Origin of the sequence: Polaribacter marinaquae (assembly GCF_038019025.1) — a bacterium.
Classification (GTDB): Bacteria; Bacteroidota; Bacteroidia; order Flavobacteriales; family Flavobacteriaceae; genus Polaribacter; species Polaribacter marinaquae.
On sequence record NZ_CP150496.1, the window covers coordinates 1,269,772 to 1,284,003 of the forward strand.

Annotated in this window: 21 protein-coding genes; 12 read left to right on the forward strand and 9 right to left on the reverse strand. The window is 29.3% G+C overall.

Annotated features, from left to right (window positions below; translation table 11 throughout):
- Positions 1-7 precede the first annotated feature (7 nt).
- Genes WG950_RS05775 through WG950_RS05790 form a run of 4 tightly spaced genes read right to left on the reverse strand, consistent with a single transcriptional unit; the run spans position 8 to position 1,393 of the window.
- Complete coding sequence (locus WG950_RS05775; protein WP_340934784.1) at positions 8-493, reverse strand: Pycsar system effector family protein; 486 nt, start codon at positions 491-493, stop codon at positions 8-10.
- Positions 480-905 carry a lecithin retinol acyltransferase family protein gene (locus tag WG950_RS05780; protein ID WP_340934785.1) on the reverse strand — a complete coding sequence of 142 codons (426 nt, stop codon included), beginning with the start codon at positions 903-905 and terminating at the stop codon, positions 480-482. Before WG950_RS05780 ends, WG950_RS05775 begins: the two co-directional genes overlap by 14 nt.
- A 3-nt stretch (positions 906-908) precedes the next feature.
- Entirely contained in the window at positions 909-1,085 is a 177-nt protein-coding gene (locus WG950_RS05785) for a hypothetical protein (protein WP_340934787.1), read from the reverse strand.
- 5 nt (positions 1,086-1,090) lie between these two features.
- Entirely contained in the window at positions 1,091-1,393 is a 303-nt protein-coding gene (locus WG950_RS05790) for a DUF3892 domain-containing protein (protein WP_340934789.1), read from the reverse strand.
- 101 nt (positions 1,394-1,494) lie between these two features.
- Between WG950_RS05790 and WG950_RS05795 the strand changes: the two genes are divergently transcribed.
- The 5 genes from WG950_RS05795 to WG950_RS05815 all read left to right on the forward strand — a co-directional run bounded on the left by WG950_RS05795 (position 1,495) and on the right by WG950_RS05815 (position 5,256).
- Entirely contained in the window at positions 1,495-2,097 is a 603-nt protein-coding gene (locus tag WG950_RS05795; RefSeq protein WP_340934791.1) for a hypothetical protein, read from the forward strand.
- Complete coding sequence (locus WG950_RS05800) at positions 2,087-2,485, forward strand: hypothetical protein (RefSeq protein WP_340934793.1); 399 nt, start codon at positions 2,087-2,089, stop codon at positions 2,483-2,485. Before WG950_RS05795 ends, WG950_RS05800 begins: the two co-directional genes overlap by 11 nt.
- On the forward strand, positions 2,475-3,281 hold the full coding sequence (locus WG950_RS05805) for an ImmA/IrrE family metallo-endopeptidase (RefSeq protein ID WP_340934794.1): 807 nt from the start codon (positions 2,475-2,477) through the stop codon (positions 3,279-3,281). Before WG950_RS05800 ends, WG950_RS05805 begins: the two co-directional genes overlap by 11 nt.
- A gap of 1,187 nt (positions 3,282-4,468) precedes the next feature.
- Complete coding sequence (locus WG950_RS05810; protein ID WP_340934796.1) at positions 4,469-4,873, forward strand: DUF6943 family protein; 405 nt, start codon at positions 4,469-4,471, stop codon at positions 4,871-4,873.
- 11 nt (positions 4,874-4,884) lie between these two features.
- Entirely contained in the window at positions 4,885-5,256 is a 372-nt protein-coding gene (locus tag WG950_RS05815; RefSeq protein WP_340934798.1) for a DUF2493 domain-containing protein, read from the forward strand.
- A 35-nt stretch (positions 5,257-5,291) separates the two neighbouring features.
- Here WG950_RS05815 and WG950_RS05820 read toward each other — a convergent pair whose 3' ends face one another.
- From WG950_RS05820 to WG950_RS05835, 4 genes are read right to left on the reverse strand one after another with little or no spacing between them, the layout of a single operon-like run.
- Positions 5,292-5,480: a hypothetical protein gene (locus WG950_RS05820; RefSeq protein ID WP_340934800.1), complete on the reverse strand. Its 189-nt coding sequence runs from the start codon at positions 5,478-5,480 to the stop codon at positions 5,292-5,294.
- Between the two features lie 3 nt (positions 5,481-5,483).
- Positions 5,484-5,702 (reverse strand): hypothetical protein, encoded by a 219-nt coding sequence (locus tag WG950_RS05825; protein ID WP_340934802.1) that lies wholly within the window; start codon positions 5,700-5,702, stop codon positions 5,484-5,486.
- Positions 5,680-6,102 (reverse strand): DUF5675 family protein, encoded by a 423-nt coding sequence (locus WG950_RS05830; protein ID WP_340934804.1) that lies wholly within the window; start codon positions 6,100-6,102, stop codon positions 5,680-5,682. The genes WG950_RS05825 and WG950_RS05830 overlap by 23 nt, the downstream gene beginning before the upstream one ends.
- Positions 6,103-6,104: 2 nt before the next feature.
- Positions 6,105-6,860 carry a hypothetical protein gene (locus tag WG950_RS05835; protein WP_340934805.1) on the reverse strand — a complete coding sequence of 252 codons (756 nt, stop codon included), beginning with the start codon at positions 6,858-6,860 and terminating at the stop codon, positions 6,105-6,107.
- A gap of 160 nt (positions 6,861-7,020) precedes the next feature.
- On the opposite strand from WG950_RS05835, the gene WG950_RS05840 reads away from it, so the two are divergent.
- On the forward strand, positions 7,021-7,215 hold the full coding sequence (locus WG950_RS05840; protein WP_340935241.1) for a hypothetical protein: 195 nt from the start codon (positions 7,021-7,023) through the stop codon (positions 7,213-7,215).
- Between the two features lie 252 nt (positions 7,216-7,467).
- Here WG950_RS05840 and WG950_RS05845 read toward each other — a convergent pair whose 3' ends face one another.
- Positions 7,468-8,562, reverse strand: a complete 1,095-nt coding sequence (locus WG950_RS05845) for a formylglycine-generating enzyme family protein (protein WP_340934807.1) — start codon at positions 8,560-8,562, stop codon at positions 7,468-7,470.
- Between the two features lie 238 nt (positions 8,563-8,800).
- Between WG950_RS05845 and WG950_RS05850 the strand changes: the two genes are divergently transcribed.
- From WG950_RS05850 to WG950_RS05875, 6 genes are read left to right on the forward strand one after another with little or no spacing between them, the layout of a single operon-like run.
- Entirely contained in the window at positions 8,801-9,454 is a 654-nt protein-coding gene (locus WG950_RS05850; RefSeq protein ID WP_340934810.1) for a TetR family transcriptional regulator C-terminal domain-containing protein, read from the forward strand.
- Between the two features lie 5 nt (positions 9,455-9,459).
- Entirely contained in the window at positions 9,460-10,764 is a 1,305-nt protein-coding gene (locus WG950_RS05855) for an ABC1 kinase family protein (RefSeq protein ID WP_340934811.1), read from the forward strand.
- Complete coding sequence (locus tag WG950_RS05860) at positions 10,764-11,381, forward strand: flavin reductase family protein (protein ID WP_340934812.1); 618 nt, start codon at positions 10,764-10,766, stop codon at positions 11,379-11,381. The genes WG950_RS05855 and WG950_RS05860 overlap by 1 nt, the downstream gene beginning before the upstream one ends.
- 6 nt (positions 11,382-11,387) lie before the next feature.
- Positions 11,388-12,809 carry an SDR family oxidoreductase gene (locus tag WG950_RS05865; RefSeq protein WP_340934814.1) on the forward strand — a complete coding sequence of 474 codons (1,422 nt, stop codon included), beginning with the start codon at positions 11,388-11,390 and terminating at the stop codon, positions 12,807-12,809.
- Between the two features lie 2 nt (positions 12,810-12,811).
- Entirely contained in the window at positions 12,812-12,952 is a 141-nt protein-coding gene (locus WG950_RS05870) for a DUF2256 domain-containing protein (RefSeq protein ID WP_340934816.1), read from the forward strand.
- The gene (locus tag WG950_RS05875; protein ID WP_340934818.1) at positions 12,922-14,232 is read left to right on the forward strand and encodes a DASH family cryptochrome; all 1,311 of its coding nucleotides are present in this window, start codon (positions 12,922-12,924) and stop codon (positions 14,230-14,232) included. The genes WG950_RS05870 and WG950_RS05875 overlap by 31 nt, the downstream gene beginning before the upstream one ends.

A 14,232-nucleotide genomic window follows, 5' to 3' on the forward strand; every position in this document is an offset into this window, starting at 1 on the left:
TCTTTATTTATAGTTTAATTAATATGGTTGTTAAAATTAATAATAGCATAGAAAATTGAATCACTAATAATATTCCTGCTAATTTTAGTTTTGTAAATTTTTTTGTTAAGCCTTCTGAAAGAACAAAAGCTTGTGACCTTAAATCTTTTAATTCTTCTTTTTGTGTATAATTTTTAGAAGTTTTATTAAAATCGGATTGTGTCATTTTAGATATCGCTCCAAAATAGTAGATAGATTTTGGTTTGGTTGAAAAAAAAGGGATGCTTGCAATAGATAGTACAATTAGATTTATAATACCAGTAATTAATAATAACCAAACAATAACTTGTCCAGCAATTATTAAGTCTTTAACAATTTCAGTTTGTGTAAGCAATACTATAACACCTCCAGTAATAAAAGTATTTATTGCTATATAAACAGCAGTTTTATTATTAACACTATCAAAATAATGATCAAATCTATTTATAGTATATTTCAATCTATCTTTTTCCATCTCCGCCAGTAATTAATTTTAAAGTGCCTAAACCTGCCAATATTAGAAAACCATTAGTAACTTGACTGCTAGTTTCTTTCCCATATTGTACCCAATTAGCAAAATGCTCACAGTTAAATCCTAAAAAACTATAAGGTTGCCCTAATTTTTGTCTCACTCTAATTACTGCTTCTTTAGCATCAAAATGATTACCAGTAAACTTTCTTATTTTTATTGGTTCATATACTTCCAATAATTCAAAGAGTTCTGGATATGTAACTTGTTTTACACTTCCTTTTAAATTTCCAACAAATATCCCATTACCTAAATAGACGATGTAGTGATTTAGAATTCTTCCTAAACCATCTCTTTTTTTAGCTACAATGACATCTATTGGTTTTAAGCTGTTTAATAATCTATTATAATCCTCCATAACTTAATTTTCTTTTCGAACTCCTTTAAAAGGTGTTTTACTTGATGTTTTACCATCTATAAAACGTCCAGTTTCCGAATCTTTTTTTACCCAAATATCAGTTTTTGGGCTTTTTACTTGTGAGCGCCCTTTGACTGCTCCATGTCTGCGATTATCTCCGCTTTTACCATTTGTTGCCATAAAATTTAATTTAATGGGATTAAGTTGTCTAAATTATCTTTGTCTGTTTTATTTCGATCAGTTCTTATAAACTCTTCGTTACCAATTTTTACAATATGAACATCAGCTCCTTTATTCCATTTTGGATAACCCCATATTACTGTTTTAAAAGTGTAACCTTTCTTAATTAGAACTATTACCTCATTTTTAGTTTTTATTCCCAATTGTAAGATTGATTCTCCTTTGTCTTCATGCATTAAAACACTTGTAACATTTCCATTAGAATCTCTTCTAACATGAGATATTAAATAGTCTGCCCATTTTGCCATAATTATATTTTTTTTAGTTTTATACAATGTAATGCTATAAAAAAATGATAAATTGCCATTACTATGGAAAAATTATTAAAAATATTAGCATTACTATATAGATGAAAGTTGAAAAAAGAGATATTGCAACTTTTGATGAAAAATGTAAAGCTATTAAGACAGCATTAACACCAGAATTCTATTCTGTTTTAGTAAAATATTCAATAAAAAGACTACATCTAACCTTTAACATAAAATATGATCTAGGTAAAGGATTTAGAGGTATTATGGTTGAAGATTTAATAAGTAACACATTTGAGACTTTACTAAAGAAAGATGGTAGAAACTGGTATAAGGACAAGTTTCCTGATATAAAACAACAGATAATTAGTTCTTTAGATAGTGTAATTTATAATTACATTTCTTCAGAATTGGAAAAAATAAATAATATTTTCGAAATTTATGAAAATGAAAATATAGAAACGGTTGAAAATTATGATTATGAGCAAATTTTATCTGCCTGTATAGATATTTTAGAGAAATTAGGTTGTAGCGACGATGAATTACTACTTTTTGAACCATATATTATTCACGAAATGAAAAGGAAAGATTTAGCCGACTTATTTGGTATTCCTCTCAATGTCATTACAAACTTAAAAAAGAAGTTAGATAGAAAACTTCCTATTTTAAAGATTAAACTAAATGAATTAGGTTATGAAAAATAATTTCGTAAAGAAGATTGACAAAGCAATAATTTCACAAATGTTAGAGGATAATAGTTCGCTTTTAGACTCTGAACTAGAAACTTTCGATTATAATATTAATGAAATTGAAGAGTTTTCTCAAAAAATGTTCAAGAGACAATCATTTTTCATAAAGGGTTACATCAATAAACAAAATGATGTACAACTTCTAGAGAAAGCTACAAAATTGTTACATAAGGCAATAGAAAGTCATATCGAAAAGCCAGTTAGTTACTTAAAGAATCTCATTAATAACAATGAATTTCAAATACAATATAGAAATCTTGAAAATCTAACAATTGAAGAAATAAAAGACATTATTAAGGATCAAAACTTGTTAGAGATCTTGGAAAAATTAAATGATGAATAATAAGGGTTCTAGAAAAGCAAAAGAACTTTTAGAAGAAATTGGTTTATATGATATTACAGATATGCCTATGGATTTATTTGTTTCAGCTCTAGGGGCAACATTAATTGAAGAGCCATTAAAAAATTCTGATGGGAAAATAATCAGAGGAAACACTAAAACCTTAATTAAGATAAATTCAGAAATTTTATACGAAGAAAAAAAAAGATTTACAATTGCTCATGAAGTTGGCCATTATCTGCTTCACGATAAATTAGATTTGGCAGTTCATAATGAAAATTCAAATACCTTAAACTGGTTTAAAAACATTGAACATCAAGCCAAAAAAGGAATTCAAGAATATGAAGCAAATGATTTTGCTTCTGAACTATTAATGCCAGAAAGTGTTTTTCGAAAATTTATAGAACATAAACCTTTTAGTCCATCTTTAATTAAGGAAATATCAAATAGATTTAAGACTAGTTTAACTTCTGTAGTTTATAGATTGATAACTTTAGATGTTTTTCCATTATTAGTTGTTTTTATTTCTGATGGCATAGTTAGATATTGGAGAAAATCTCCTGATTTAAAAGGGTGGCTAAAAGACGTTACAAAACTTTCACCTCCTGAAGATTCAGTTGCAAAAGAATATATTGATGCAGATTATGAATTTATATACAAAGGTGATGATAAAGCTCAAGAAATAGAGCGTTCTACCTGGTTTAAAATTTATGAAGATCAAGAAGATTCAGATTTTATGGAATATTGTATACCCACAAAGCAATACAAAACCATTATTAGTATTATTTGGGAAGAATAAACACCACAAAAACCAAAATCCAGTTTTCTCGTTCCTCAAAACCCTCTGTTTTTTTGGTTTGTTCAGCGCGCCAACGCAAGTTTAGCGTTTTAATATTCTAAAGGTACTTGCATTTTAGAGTTTGTTGCATTCGTAAACTCATTTCACAACTCTAAAAAGCAAAGCTTTTATATTTTTTTCATAAAACACAAAACTCCTCAAAGCTATATTAACATAATGCGCAGTTATATACACATTCATTCACTTTCTGGTCTATAACGCCATTATGTAAAATAGCCGCTCTTCCATCGCGCAAATCCGTTATCAACAATAAAATTAGTTATTTAAACAACATTCCGTATTTGTTGCATTGTTTTTATAAGTGCTTATTTGTAATTTAAATTAACATTACTAAAATTATTAATATTTCAGTTTATATTACAATTATAAAGCACCCATAAAATCAAAAAAAAGCCAATAAGAGTATAAATTTTTATTTGTCAGAAAATAAGGTAACATTGTTTTCACTAAAAGTAAATGAGTATTTACTAATCATAAAATATTAGTTTAAAATAAAAATTAAGTTAAAATAAATACGTTTTCTGAAGCATTCACTTTTAACAAAACCATTAATAAAAACAGAACAAAACAAATAAAAAGTTATACACTTATGTTCGCTGCTGCCAGCGCACTAGGTATTTTATTTTTTTATAATCCCTTACCTCATTTAACTGCACAAAACCATCGCTAAGTCCAAGTATTCCTTATCTCAAGTCTTTGTTTGTTTCATTTCGTTAAGTAATCACAAAAAAAATCCAGATAAAATCTATCATTATAGATATAATAAAAAGTAAAGGATAAAAAGAAAAACAAAAAAAAGACAGCAAAACAAATGGTTCCCTTAATGTTGCAATACTTTCAGCATCTGTTTCATTCAAGAAAAAATTTAATTGTATAATATTTTGTCTTTTAAAAGCCTCCGCTTTTAGCCTATAAAGGTCAAGCCCTTCGGGTTTTGAAAAAAATCTCCACCAAATAACAACTTAATACTTAAAATTCAACATTCAGTAGTTGGTAGTATTTTTTTCAAAAACCTTGATAGTCTATCCTCTCCATTTAGAAACAGCTTTCTTTTTGTTGTTTTCCTTTCCAAAATTTTATGGGCAAAAAAAATAGCAAAAGAATCTAAACCTAAAAAATGGATACTTATGCAAATTTTTGAAATCAAAACCCACAAAATTGGACGAACTTACCCAAACCCACATTTTTTTATTTTGAATAAAGGATTAAATTCTGGAAAGCCATTAGACAAACCTTGTCCAAACTGCTTTGTAATTTCCACAACTTCTACAGCAAATAGAGAGTCTTTGTATTACCTGTGTTTATCTTTAAAAGTTGGTCAATACTTTGGGTATTATTTAAAAGGTTCTGTCATTCCATTTATTGATATTTCAGACGTAAAAAAAGTAATCAATACTGCGCTGCAGAACTATGAAGAACAACAATGGCAATTGAAGGTTGAAAAACTTAAAAAAATAACTGCTTTCGAAGAAAACTTACAACAACAATTGTCAACTATATCAAAACTAAAAATAGCCTTACTAAGATCTTAACAAATTAAACTATGAAAATAATTATAGCTGGGAGCAGAAACTTCAACAACTATCAAAAATTAAAGCAAGAATGTGATAAATTTCTCCAGGATTATAAAAATATCGAGATTGTATCTGGAGCTCATTACAAAGGTGCAGACAAATTAGGAGAGCAATACGCGTCCGAAAAAAAAATCAAAATCATAAAATTTCCGGCTGATTGGATAAAATACGGAAAAGCTGCTGGACCTAAAAGAAATAACCAAATGGCAATATATGCAGACGCATTAATTGCTTTTTGGGATGGAAAAAGTAAAGGAACAAAAAACATAATTCAACTTGCTAGACAAAGACATTTAAAAACTAGAATAATTCTCATTGAAAACGAAATTCTTACTACCTAGTCAATGAAAAAAAAAAAGAATACCCAGTACTAAAACTAGGTATTCTTTTTTTGCTTTCTAAAAAACAACCACTTTAATAATGTAGAAACAGAAAAACTAACAATTGCTCCAATAACAGCCATAATAATAGTAAAAAGTATATCGTCTAAACTAATAGTAAAAACTGTAGAAAGTAATGTTCCCCCAACAACACCTGACTTTATTTGTATATCGTTCTGAAACATATTTTATTCATCCTTTTTTTCCTCAGAAACAACAGCTTGACTAACTGCTGTAGCTACAGTTCCTGCAACAGTCATATAGGTTGCCACAGTAATTATTGCAGCAGGTATACTAACAGGAGCTGCAATAATAGCACCTCCTGCAGTAGCTAATGCAATACCTATATTTCTTAATACTCTAAAAAATTTCGGAGTTGGTTTTTTATAACGTTCTATAATTTTCATAATTCTGTGATTTAATTTTTAATAGTATTTTTTCTTTTCGGTCTTTAGCTTGATAAACTAATGATAATAGTTTCTGTAGTGCATCCTTGGAATATACACCTCTACCAATACCATATAAGTAAGTTACAGGAGCAATACAGCCTTGTAAATCTTTTAAGGCATTATTTGCTGGATGAAATAAAATATAGCTTCTCCCTTTGACATTTTTCAAAATCAAATGATGCTGAAATCGTTTCGAAAATCTAGGAACAACTTCATAGGCTCCTTCAGGAATACAAGAAACATTTCTCTTATTATTTAACCAGGGTAACTCAATGGTATGACAAAGAAAATTATCAGAAGAAAAGAGAGTACCGTTAGTACCCTCTTTAAAATAAGCTCTTTGAAGCACTAACTCCATTATTACGGAGTATCAATTGTAACAACAGATAGCGCATTGTAAGCACCATTTTTAAGGGCATACATTTCTCCATTCACCTCTTGATAAAACTCTACACCTAAAACCTGTACTACTGGTAATGTAGAATTAGCAGTAATTGTTGCAGATAATGCAATTGCAGCAGTATTTGCAGCAGTATAAGGCAAAATTGCTGTTTCATCATTTTCAAATGTTGAAGTTTCATTTACAAAATCTAATTCAGAAGCCCCCATTACTACTTTAAAATGGGTAGTTCCTGCAGGTGCAGCAATTCTAACAGTTGGTGAAAATGCAGCCAAATCTAAAGTGGTATCTCCAGAAACTCTGTCAAATGTTTTTGTAAATGCAGCAAATAAAGTTGCTCCTAACTTTCCATTCAAATTGAATTCAAAACCCTCTAAAAGGTTTAAGTTTCCATCTTGCAACGTTCTTAAACCTCTTTCATTAGTCGTATCTGTCTTTGTGATAGCCACTAAAGATTTTGTCAAACGAGAGACAACTCTTTTGTCCTTTGCATTTTGCAAAAGCACACGAATTGCATTTCGCAATACTTTACCACCTTTACCTGCTCTTCCAAATTCAGAACCATTTTCACGAGTTCTTTGAAAGGCAGGATCATTCTGGATTCTATTTTTATCCACACCGCCTTTTTCTCGAGCTAAATGTCCATCTGCTGTTTTGTAAAAAGAAATACCTCCGATAGTTCCTTTTAATTTAATAATTCCGGTTTGTTTTGCCATAATTTTTACTTTTTTTATGATTAATATTTCAAATCACGTAACTTTATGACTTACTAAAGAAAAAGAGAAACCGATTAAAACCATTCTTACCGATTAAACCTAAATACTCCTAAAATGACACTACTGGTTTTAAATATGGTTAAAGCATAGATAAAGTATGATGATTACAAAAAGAGCATGTATATATCCAAAAGACATTCAACGCATTACAGGTCGAAGTGAGCGTTATGGGCGTAAACTTTTAAATCAAATCAAAGAACACTTGGACAAAAAGCCTCATCAATTTGTTACTATCAATGAATTTTCAGAATATTCTGGGATTGAAATAGACATTATTAATCTGTATATTAATTAGTTGCAAAATTACTTTTATAAATCATAAAATTTGCGTAAATTTATGTTGGATTGTATGTATAAGCGTATTATATTTGCACCACTTTTGTATAAAGCAATTCAAAACGAAAGTTCTTATCATTAAAGTTACCTATTCGGTTACCTCAAAAAGGAGATAATTTGTAACTAATTGATAATTAAAGATATTAGAGTGGTAGTTATAATCCTGCCACCCCGACAAAAAGCTTAAAAATCAGAAGATTTTTAAGCTTTTTTATTTTTCTAACATTTCTTTGGTAACTACTGTTCTAAAACCAATGTGGTCTGAGCTAGAACTTGGTTCCATTCCCATTCTTGCTGATATTCTAAAACTTGCGCAGTATGATTCGTGACATAAAAATGATCCACCTTTCATAACATATTCTAATTGATAAGGATTTGCCGGCGAATATGATTTTTCAGCTCCTTTTGGATTGTTTAAAACTTCATCTTTGTTTAAAGATTTATAGTAATTTACATTAAACAAGTCTGAAGTCATTTCCCAAACATTACCTGCCATATCATACAAACCAATATCATTAGCTGGATAAGAACTTACAGGAGAAATGTATTCAAAACCGTCTACCGAGTTATTTTCTGTAGGAAAAGTTCCTTGCCAAGTATTAGCGTTGTTATTTAAAGCCTCTTTATTATTACCCCAAACAAAAATATTGTCATTATTTAAACCTTGCGCAGCAGCTTCCCATTCTGCTTCTGTTGGCAACCTTCTGTTTGCCCATTTGCAATACGCCAATGCATCACTATAACTCACGTGCACAACAGGATAATTGTCTTTACCTTCTATAGAACTTCCTGGTCCTTCTGGATGTTTCCAATTTGCGCCAATTTTCCAACTCCACCATTGCTGATAATTATTCATAGAAACAATTTTACCTGCGTTTTTATTAAAAATTAAACTTCCTGGTTGTAAAATAGAATCGGCAGGCTTTGGAGTATTTGGCGGTAAATCCTTTTTAATTTCATCCCAATCAATAGGCTTTTCTGCAGTGGTAATATAGTTCGTAGCTTCTACAAATTTTCTAAACTGAAGGTTTGTAACTTCATTTTTATCAATATAAAATCCGTCTACATATACTTCGTGGGCCGGTTTTTCTCTCATCATTGCAAATTGGTCACCTTCTTTAGCGCCCATCAAAAATGTTTTTGAGTCGACCCAAACCATTCCCTTTGGCATAACAGACTTCCTTTTTTTTACGGATAATGAATTGTCGATAGAGGTTTTATTTTGCTCTTTCTTTTGGTTACAACCAGTAAAAAAAAGAAAACTAAACACTGCTAAAGAAACAGTTAAGTATTTATTGATAATCATTTAATAATATAATTTTATAGTTTATGGTTAAATAATTTCGTATCTTTTAATTTAGAAATATCTATTGTAAATATATGTTTTTAAAGGAAAAACACTACAAACTAATTCTTAAAAATTATAAACCTAGGTATTACTCTATTTTCAAAACTATAAAAAAATAGTATTAACAAAATATTATTGTTTAACTAAATTGAAATATCGTTAAACATTCGTATCTTTACATAAAATTTAATCAATTATGGCTCGTAAGAAAAACATCACAAAAGACAATTTAATTTCTTGGTACATGGAGTTTGTACTAGAAAATAACCATGACCCTAAAACTGTTTTTAGTTTTGCTAAAGAAAACAACTTCGAAGAAGCAGATTTTTATAAATTCTACGGTTCTTTTGAAGCTATTAAAGAATCTATATTTAGCGAATTTTTTAACCACACCATAAAAATTTTAGCAAAAAGTGAAGACTACCCTACCTACGACGCTAGAAATAAATTGTTAAGTTTTTATTTTACCTTTTTTGAAATCTTAACCGCAAATAGAAGCTATGTTGTTTATGCATTAAAAGAAAACAACGACTTAAAAAGTTTAAAATACCTAAAGGAGTTACGTGAAGATTATAAAATTTTTGTTAGCAATATTGGTATCGAAAAAATTGACCTTAAGCAAGAAAAGCTAGAAAAAATACAAAGTAAAACTATACAAGAATCTTCTTGGTTGCAGTTAATTGTTACCATGAAATTTTGGTTAGACGACACCTCTCCTTCTTTTGAAAAGACGGATATATTTATTGAAAAATCTATTAATGCCAGGTTTGATTTAATTGATGTAAAACCCTTAAAAAGCATTATCGATTTTGGAAAATTTATACTTAAAGAAAAAATTAACTTTAATTAATACCAATGAAAACAATAGACTCTATACCGACTTCAAAAATTCAAAGAGCTTCTAAATTAGTTACTACAGGTGCTAAAATCGGAGTTAATTATTTAAAGTATTATGGTGATAAAATCACAAAATCAGAAGGAGAAGCAAAAGCAAAGTTAAACGAAAACAATGCAGAAGATATTTATGATGGCTTAAAACAATTAAAAGGAAGTGCACTAAAAGTAGCGCAAATGTTAAGCATGGAAAAAAGTATTTTGCCACAAGCTTATGTAGAAAAATTTTCCTTATCACAATTTTCTGTTCCGCCACTTTCACCTGCACTAGTTACAAAGACTTTTAAACGTTATTTTGGTAAAAATCCGAATGAAATTTATGACAAATTTGATGCTGTATCTATAAACGCAGCTAGTATTGGCCAAGTGCACAAAGCAGAAAAAAATGGTAAAAAATTAGCTGTAAAGATTCAATATCCGGGTGTTGCAGATAGTATTGCATCAGATTTATCTTTGGTAAAACCAATTGCTATCAAAATGTTTAATATTAGAGGTAAAGATTCTGATAAATATTTTAAAGAAGTAGAAAACAAATTGGTAGAAGAAACCAATTACGTTTTAGAAGTAGCACAAAGTAAAGAAATTGTTGCCGCTTGTAAACACATACCAAATCTTAACTTTCCAGAATATTATGCAGATTTATCTTCGGATAGAATTATTACAATGGATTGGATGAATGGTGTGCATTTATCAGAATTTTCTACAAACAATACAGAAACAGCAACAAAAATTGGGCAAGCACTTTGGGACTTTTATATGTTTCAAATTCATAAATTAAAAAAAGTACATGCAGATCCACATCCAGGAAACTTTTTAATCTCTCCAGAAAATGAATTAATTGTAATTGATTTTGGTTGTATGAAAACAATACCAAATGATTTTTATGTTCCTTATTTTGAATTGGCAAAAAAAGAAAATATTTCGAATCCTGTTTATTTTGAAGAAAAATTATTCGAATTAGAAATATTAAGAAAAGACGATTCTAAAGAAGAACTAGATTTCTTTAGAGCGATGTTTCATGAAATGTTAAGTTTATTTACACAACCTTTTCATGAAGAAAACTTTGACTTCTCTGATGAAAATTTCTTTGGAAAAATATCTGATTTAGGACAAAAATATGCTAAAAGCACTGAGTTAAAAAACATGAATGGTAACAGAGGCTCTAAACACTTTATATACATCAACAGAACATTTTTTGGTTTGTATAATTTAATGCATGATTTAAAAGCGACCAATATCAAAATAAATAATTTTAAAAATTTATAATGGCATTTTTCAATTTTGAAGACATACAATCCTTAGAAAAAATTTATAAAATTAATTTAATAAATAGTTGTTCTGGCTTTAAGTCTGCCAACTTATTAGGTTCAATTTCTAAGGAAGGTGTTAGCAATGTAGCTGTTTTTAGTTCTGTAACACATTTAGGTTCTAATCCGCCAACATTAGGTTTTATTTTAAGACCAACAACAGTGCCTAGAAATACGTACAAAAACATAAAAGATAACGGATATTTCACAATAAATCATATTTATGAAGACATTATAGAAGATGCGCATCACACTTCTGCCAAATATCCAGAAAATGTATCAGAATTTGATAAAACTGATTTGGAAGAAGAATTCAAAGGAAATCATAATGCTCCTTTTGTAAAAAATTGTCCTGTACAAATGTGTATGAAATTTGTTGAAGAAGTATATGTTTCTTCTAACGACGTTATGCTTATTGTAGCACAAATTGAAGAGCTTTATATAAAAGACACTCTTTTACAAGAAGACGGTTTGGTAAATTTATCTCTAGGTAACGTTACTACTATTAATGGTTTAGACAGTTATGCCATACCAAAATTTAAAAAACAATTAAGTTACCAAAGACCAAAAAAATAAAGGCGTATGAAAATTCTTGTTACAGGTGCAACGGGTTATATTGGTAAAAGATTAATACCGTTATTAATTAACGACGGTCACACCATAGTTTGCCCTGTACGAGATAAAAAAAGAGCTCAAAATTATTACAAAAATCAAAAAAACATTGAATTAATTGAAGCCGATTTTTTAAACGGACATACTTTAGAGGCAATTCCTAAAGATATAGATATTGCCTACTATTTAATTCATTCTATGTCTAATTCAGCTAAAGAATTTCATACTTTAGAAGAAAAATGCGCATTCAACTTTAAACGCTTTGCAGAGAAATCTAATTTACAACAAGTAATTTATTTAAGCGGAATTACAAACGACACAAACCTTTCGAAGCACTTATTATCTAGAAAAAATGTAGAAAACGCATTGGCTTCAGATACGTATGCATTAACAACTTTTAAAGCAGGTATTATTGTAGGTTCTGGTAGTTCTTCTTTTGAAATCATTAGAGATATTGTAGAAAAATTACCTGCTATGATTGCACCTAAATGGCTAAATACAAAGACACAACCTTTAGCTATTAGAGATGTTTTATCTTTTTTACACAAAGCTTTAAATAAAAAAGAATTATTTAACACATCGCACGATATTTTTGGCCCAGAAGTTTTAACTTATAAAGAAATGCTATTGCAATTTGCAGAAGTAAGAAAGTTAAAAAGGTACATCTTAACTGTACCTGTTATGACGCCAAAACTGTCTTCTTATTGGTTGTATTTTGTTACCTCAACGTCTTATAAATTAGCTAGTTCTCTTGTAAACTCGATGGGTGTAGAAGTTATTGGCAAAAAAGGTGACATAAACAATCTGTTAAATGTTAAACCGATGTCTTATAAAGAAGCCGTTAAGTTGGCTTTTAAAAAAATAGAACAAAATAGTATTATTTCTAGTTGGAAAGATTCTTACGTAAGTAGCGGTAAATTAAAAAATTTTGTACATGAATTTATAAACGTTCCAGAATATGGATGTTTTAAAGATTTTAAAAAGAGAAAAGTTAAAAATAAGAAAAGAGCTCTTGACAGAATCTGGGCTATAGGTGGAGAAACTGGTTGGTATTATGGCACATTTCTATGGAAAATTAGAGGTTTTATAGATCAACTTTTTGGAGGAGCGGGCTTAAGACGAGGCAGAAGACATCCTACAGAATTAAATGCTGGTGATGCATTAGACTTTTGGCGTGTTATTTATGCGGATAAAGAAAAAGGAAAACTTCTGTTGTATGCAGAAATGATTTTACCCGGCGAAGCTTGGTTAGAATTTAAAATTGAAGATGGGCACATCTACCAAACCGCAACATTTAGACCACATGGTTTAGCAGGTAGATTATATTGGTATTCTGTAATGCCTTTTCACTGGTTTGTTTTTAATGGAATGATACAAAATATTAATAAATAATTTTGAAAAAACAACACCTTCCAGAAAAGATTTGCATCGTTTGCAACAGACCATTCAGCTGGCGTAAAAAATGGGAAAAAAACTGGGAAAATGTAAAATATTGTAGTAAAAAATGCAGCAAAAACAAGAAAATACTGGTTTAGTATGGTTTCGTAATAATTTACGAGTTAACGACAATGTCTCTTTAAAAAAAGCAATAGAAAACCATAAAAGAGTTATTGCAGTATTTTACTTTAATCCGAAGCATTTTAAAAAAGAGATTTTTGGTTTTAAAAAAACAGAAAAATTTAGAGCCCAATTTTTGATAGAAACAGTAAAAAATCTTCAAAAAAACCTTCAAAAATTAAATATTACTCTACTAACTTTTTACGATGCACCACAAAATCATCTAAACAAAATATGCAAAGAGTTTAATATTGATACCATATATTCTCAAAAAGAATGGACAAAAGAAGAAGTTGAAACTAACAAATTGATACAACAAAGTTTCTCTAACAAGATCTACTTTATAGAAGATTACGATCAATTTCTTTACAATCCAGAAACCGTTTCTAATGATTTTAATAATATTCCGAATGTTTTTACTTCTTTTAGAAAAAAGTTAGAAAAATCGGTTAAAGTTAAATCAGAAACAACTCCTACTCCATTACCAAAAGAAAATTTAATAGAAAATCAAACTAGTATTCCTCACTTAAAAGATTTAGGTTTTCATAATTTTGAAATCCACCCGAAATCAGCATTTAAGTTTTCTGGCGGTGAAGATGCTGCCTTAAATAGATTGAATAATTACTTTTTTGAAACCAAAAAAGTGAATTTTTATAAAAAAACTAGAAACGGATTAGTTGGCACAGATTATAGCACCAAATTTTCTCCATGGCTCGCAAACGGTAGCTTATCAGCAAAAACAATTTATTGGAAAATTAAAGAATTCGAAGCTGAATTTGGGGCAAATCAATCTACATATTGGGTTGTTTTCGAATTAATTTGGCGCGATTATTTTAAATATATCTCTTTAAAATACGATAATAGAATTTTTAAAATAGGTGGAATTTTAGAAAAAAACTACACTTGGAATTCAGATGAAAATCTAATTGAAAATTGGATAAACGGTACTACAAAAGACGATTTTGTAAATGCTAATATGATTGAACTCAAAGAAACTGGTTGGATGAGTAACCGAGGTAGACAAAATGTTGCTTCTTATTTAACTAAAGAACTTCTTATAGATTGGCGAATTGGCGCTGCTTATTTTGAATCTTTATTAATTGATTATGACGTTCATAGCAATTATGGAAATTGGATGTATGTTGCTGGCGTTGGTAACGACCCTCGAGACAGAAAGTTTAATACGCAACTTGAAGCAAAACGCTATGATGCAAATTACAAGTTTAGAAAAATTTGGTTAGAAAAAACATTATTTTAA

Excerpts from the sequence above, each read along its gene's own strand:
- WG950_RS05775 (WP_340934784.1), bottom strand. The coding sequence starts at position 493 with ATGGAAAAAGATAGATTGAAATATACTATAAATAGATTTGATCATTAT.
- WG950_RS05780 (WP_340934785.1), bottom strand. The coding sequence starts at position 905 with ATGGAGGATTATAATAGATTATTAAACAGCTTAAAACCAATAGATGTC.
- WG950_RS05785 (WP_340934787.1), bottom strand. The coding sequence starts at position 1,085 with ATGGCAACAAATGGTAAAAGCGGAGATAATCGCAGACATGGAGCAGTC.
- WG950_RS05790 (WP_340934789.1), bottom strand. The coding sequence starts at position 1,393 with ATGGCAAAATGGGCAGACTATTTAATATCTCATGTTAGAAGAGATTCT.
- WG950_RS05795 (WP_340934791.1), top strand. The coding sequence starts at position 1,495 with ATGAAAGTTGAAAAAAGAGATATTGCAACTTTTGATGAAAAATGTAAA.
- WG950_RS05800 (WP_340934793.1), top strand. The coding sequence starts at position 2,087 with ATGAAAAATAATTTCGTAAAGAAGATTGACAAAGCAATAATTTCACAA.
- WG950_RS05805 (WP_340934794.1), top strand. The coding sequence starts at position 2,475 with ATGATGAATAATAAGGGTTCTAGAAAAGCAAAAGAACTTTTAGAAGAA.
- WG950_RS05810 (WP_340934796.1), top strand. The coding sequence starts at position 4,469 with ATGCAAATTTTTGAAATCAAAACCCACAAAATTGGACGAACTTACCCA.
- WG950_RS05815 (WP_340934798.1), top strand. The coding sequence starts at position 4,885 with ATGAAAATAATTATAGCTGGGAGCAGAAACTTCAACAACTATCAAAAA.
- WG950_RS05820 (WP_340934800.1), bottom strand. The coding sequence starts at position 5,480 with ATGTTTCAGAACGATATACAAATAAAGTCAGGTGTTGTTGGGGGAACA.
- WG950_RS05825 (WP_340934802.1), bottom strand. The coding sequence starts at position 5,702 with ATGAAAATTATAGAACGTTATAAAAAACCAACTCCGAAATTTTTTAGA.
- WG950_RS05830 (WP_340934804.1), bottom strand. The coding sequence starts at position 6,102 with ATGGAGTTAGTGCTTCAAAGAGCTTATTTTAAAGAGGGTACTAACGGT.
- WG950_RS05835 (WP_340934805.1), bottom strand. The coding sequence starts at position 6,860 with ATGGCAAAACAAACCGGAATTATTAAATTAAAAGGAACTATCGGAGGT.
- WG950_RS05840 (WP_340935241.1), top strand. The coding sequence starts at position 7,021 with ATGATTACAAAAAGAGCATGTATATATCCAAAAGACATTCAACGCATT.
- WG950_RS05845 (WP_340934807.1), bottom strand. The coding sequence starts at position 8,562 with ATGATTATCAATAAATACTTAACTGTTTCTTTAGCAGTGTTTAGTTTT.
- WG950_RS05850 (WP_340934810.1), top strand. The coding sequence starts at position 8,801 with ATGGCTCGTAAGAAAAACATCACAAAAGACAATTTAATTTCTTGGTAC.
- WG950_RS05855 (WP_340934811.1), top strand. The coding sequence starts at position 9,460 with ATGAAAACAATAGACTCTATACCGACTTCAAAAATTCAAAGAGCTTCT.
- WG950_RS05860 (WP_340934812.1), top strand. The coding sequence starts at position 10,764 with ATGGCATTTTTCAATTTTGAAGACATACAATCCTTAGAAAAAATTTAT.
- WG950_RS05865 (WP_340934814.1), top strand. The coding sequence starts at position 11,388 with ATGAAAATTCTTGTTACAGGTGCAACGGGTTATATTGGTAAAAGATTA.
- WG950_RS05875 (WP_340934818.1), top strand. The coding sequence starts at position 12,922 with ATGCAGCAAAAACAAGAAAATACTGGTTTAGTATGGTTTCGTAATAAT.